We start from the raw sequence: 4,192 nt of genomic DNA, 5'->3' as shown, positions 1-4,192 counted from the left end.
GGAATGGACAATTTCAAGCCGTTTCGCTTCCTTGAAGGCGCTTTGACCTAGCGGCGCACCGCCCTTGTCCTCATCCAGTACCATTGCCATGTTCAGAATCGGGGCACGCAAGGCCGGGTCGGCAGCGTCCAGCACGCGCTCATAATCCAGGATCTCGCTACGGGCATGGCGCACCCCGTTTTGCGCACGCGGCCAGACCGCGTCGAACGCGGCGGTTGTTGTCTGGCTGCGATAGGCGCGGGTCCCAGCGCGCTCGACCATCAGCGCGCCGAAAAGGCCGTGGACGATGGATCCGCCATTGCCTTCACCTCCGGCGGGCGCTGCCTGCGAGGCAAAGAAGTATGTTCCCTCCTGGTGCAGCTTATACTTGCAAAGGAAACTTTCGTCGGGCGCCACGGACCCGGTGCCGATACAGGCCGGATGGATATTGCCATCGATCGGCAAGGGCGTAAGGCCCTGCACGACGAAGTTGACGCCGCGCGTGCGGGGCCAGTCGGTCGGTTCAGGGAAGATTGACGGTGGATGATTGTCCGCAGCCGCCTCGACAGCATCTTTTTCCAGACAAGACACCTCGTGGTGGCGCAGCAATGCTGAATCCCCTCTGGAGAGATGAGGGCGCACCGCTTCGGCATTACTGTCTTTGGTCGGGGTCGCCTTACTGTCTTTGGTCGGGGTCGCCTTACAGAAATTCTTTGAGAAATCCGGCGCCTCTGGTTCAAAAAGCCAGTTCGATACACGCACGATCAGCACATCACCAACATTCGCCCTCAGAACCAGCGGACGAGGGCGCTTGCAATCCTTCAGCCGCACATTTCCGGCAGCAAGATCCACACCGGGATGCCCGTGTTCCGCGCCGGTCAGGGCCGCGCAATCCGACGCGGCCTTGATCTCAATAACAGGTGGCTTCTCATCCGCACTCTCTGTCCCGGCTCCCACCTCCGGCATTTCGTCGCGCAAGACCGCCAGATCGCGGTCGAGCGCGAAGATCATCCCGAACGGGTTGAAAGAGCCGAAGCGGTTGTAGACGAGTGTCTGGTCCAGCGCCCCGATATCGGCGCAGATCACCCGGCCCGTTTCATCTGATTTTGGGGTGGAGCATAGCTTGGCCATGTCCGGTCGGTAGTCAGGGTCAGTTTCTGCATAGACGGCATACGGAACTGCCATCAGACAAAACGAAAGCACAGCGGCGGCACGGTGGTTGAATACCATGGTCTGACCCCTTCAAATGAATTTTCCGCAGCAGTAAAAAATAGCGTTGCGCTGAGTTTGAAAAACTTAGGTTAGGATGAGACTGCCTCACATTGTGATTCGATGATAGACTAATGTATAATTTTATAAGGCATTGTATTCTGCCGAAGGGATAATCCGATGGCGCAATTCAATATGGTACCGCATCTTCGCGCGCTTATGCAGGGCGACGGGATGGCAGGCGGTGGACAACTTTCGCGTGTCGGGCGGATCATCAGATTGATGCGGCCGGGGATCGCGCTTACCGGAAATGCGCTGCCAGGACTGCCTCCGCCCCAACTGCCATCGGGGTTGCGAGATTTCGCCGGCAGCTTGAAAGAAATTGCCTCGGACTATTCCGCCAGCGTCGGCAGAATTGATGTGCGACAGGCGAATGGGGATTGGATGCCCGTCGGCACCGGCTGGGTCGTCAATACAGGCGGCGGAGGGCGCAATGCCCGCATCCTGACAGCCGGTCACGTTCTGGCATTCATGCTGAATGCCAGCCGTCCGGTCACGCGCAAGCTCCGCAGGGTTCCGGTGGGCACCGGTGATCCGCGTGCCTTGCGCCAGACGCGGATCACCTTTGTCGACCGCCCGGACCCTGTGACGGACGGCATCGAGATCGCAGCCGTGATCTGGCCGCACGGTCTCTGGGACGCCGTGTTGTGTGAGCTTGACCGGCCGCTCGACATTGCGCCGGAGGCTATTCCGCAACTTGCAACTGACTCAGACTGGGCGCAGGGTCGGCCAGATGAACCGATCGCGGTCTTCGGATATCCCGTCACACAGGGCTTCGTACCGCCCGCGCTTGCCGCTGTTGGGGGAGCGGCGTCCGTGTTCGAAGGGGATCTCGGCATTCGCAGGATCAGCCCCGGTCTCTGCCTCAACGCCGACGCTGTTGCCGCACCGGGCACGCCCGCGAGCCATGTCGAGGCGGCGGCGCGGCTCATGGGGCATGACGCATCGACTTTGGGCGGCAGTTCAGGGTCTCCGGTCTTCAACCTTCGGACGAAGCGGGTCGTCGCGCTGCATACCACAGGTGGCCAGTTCCTGACCGGTGGTCCGAAGGACGCCGCGGAAGCCAATCGATGCGTACCCATGCCATTGCTTCTTGCCGAGGCGCGGATGCGGGAGGAAATCGCTGATACAGCGCCTTTGGCGGCCCGCAGCGATGCAGTGCAGCGGCCGCCCGGCGCATGGTCCCCCGCACTCGTCGATCCGGATGATGAGAACTCTTCGCCCTTCATCGGCGCGAACCACGACAGCTTACCCGCAGCGCTTCTTGCCGCCGCGATGGCCGACCGCCCCGACACACGGGACCGGTTCTATACGCCGCCGATGACCGCGCCGCGTCGCGACGTTCTGCCGGGCCGAGATTCCGGGCGCATTATCCTCAACCAGCGGTCCGAACCCGCCTGTGTCGGCTTTGCGCTGGCCACATTGATCGACATGCAGCGGCAGAAGGCCGATCCGAAAGCCCAACCTGTCAGTGCCAGAATGCTCTACGAAATGGCGCTTACTCAGGATGAATGGATCGCGGAAGGCCCCGGCGGCACCAGCCTGCGGGCCGGGATCAAGGGGTTTTACCACTCCGGCGTCTGCAGCGAGGAGAAAGCACCTTTCGTGCCCGGCCAGCGGGGCTGGGCGATCACCCGACGCGCGGCGCGCGATGCGCGCAATGTCACAGCGGGCGGCTATTTCCGGCTGCGACCGAGGCTCGCCGATTTCCAGTCCGCAATTCAGGAGCTTGGTGCCGTTGCCGCGTCAGCGCACATTCATACGGGCTGGATGCGCAGCGACGGGAAACGTATACACGCGATCCGCCACAACCGCGAACGGATCGGCGCCCATGCCTTCGCAGTGATTGGCTATGACGCCGAAGGCTTCATCGTGCAGAATTCCTGGGGCCCGGGCTGGGGGGGCTGGCGCGGCCATGACGGCCTTGCGCATTGGAGCTATGCCGATTGGGCCGAGAACCTGATCGACGCCTGGATTGTCCGCCTGGCTCCACCTTCGCCATCAGGATTTGGCCTGACACCGGCGAGTGGCGAGGCGACGACGACGGACAGCACACTGGCCGCCCCGATCGCGGCCCTGCCCCGCGCGCCGCGCCATGCACTTCTTGGCCATGTGATCCACGCCGAACGCGACGGCATCGTGGAATCCGGCAGGCTCGGCCTTGGGTTGGGTGCGCTGCGGGAGGCGGTCGCAGAGCTGCGTTCGGATGACGGCCCGGATTGCCCGCATCTGGCCATTCTGCACCACGATCCCTTGTTCGGGGCCGAAGCGATTTCCCGCATCGCGGCCCATATCACACCGACATTTCTGAAAAATGGCGTCTTTCCCCTGCATATCGTCTACGGGGTCGATGAACTCGCCACGGTCGCGGCGCGGATGCGGGCCGAGGCGGCACTGGTGGCCGAACGGTTCGGCGGTCAGGCCTCCGCCGAAGGCGCGATCTATCTGGAACGGCGGGCGGCGCGGCTTTGCGGCAGGCTCCTCGACGATTTCATCGCCGGGGCGGACAGTGCCGCACAACCGGGTGGTCCGCTCTGGCAGGCGGGGGCCGCGCTTTGTATCGAGGCCGCGAAGGGACGGACCCTATCGCTTTTGTCATTCGGCACAGGGGCCGTCGCCGCGGCGGCACAGATCGACGAGGCCATGCGCCGCAAGGAACCGAAGGTGACGCGGCTTCTTCAGATTGCCCCTGTCGTCCTGCCGACATTTGGGGACGGCTTTTCCCACCGGATCTGGCCACTCGGCCACATTCGCAACTCCGGCGATCTGCCCCCATTCACAGGCGATTGGGCAGATCTGGTGACAGCAGTGCTCGGGCTGAAGGGCCGCGCTGTGCGGGCGAGCCAGGGGGACGCAACAAATACGCCCGGCACACTTGCCGCCTGTTTGACCGATTCCGCCTTGCTGAATGCGCTCCTTGCAGAAATCATCGGCCGGTCACCTT

The 4,192-nt window shown here is 63.0% G+C and carries 2 protein-coding genes; one reads left to right on the top strand and one right to left on the bottom strand.

What is annotated here, in order from left to right; all coding sequences use genetic code 11:
* Nucleotides 1–1,209, bottom strand: a 1,209-nt coding sequence (locus WBB85_RS05545; RefSeq protein WP_432637633.1) for a hypothetical protein, incomplete at its 3' end; no start/stop codon positions are given.
* A 423-nt stretch (nucleotides 1,210–1,632) separates the two neighbouring features.
* On the opposite strand from WBB85_RS05545, the gene WBB85_RS05540 reads away from it, so the two are divergent.
* Nucleotides 1,633–4,192 (top strand): trypsin-like peptidase domain-containing protein (locus WBB85_RS05540; protein WP_432637632.1); only part of this gene is annotated, 2,560 nt, incomplete at its 3' end.

This window comes from Albidovulum sp. (genome assembly GCF_049646345.1).
In the GTDB taxonomy this organism is placed as follows: domain Bacteria; phylum Pseudomonadota; class Alphaproteobacteria; order Rhodobacterales; family Rhodobacteraceae; genus Albidovulum.
The sequence above is the reverse complement of the archived record's forward strand: the minus strand, read 5'-3'. Positions and strand labels throughout refer to the sequence as shown.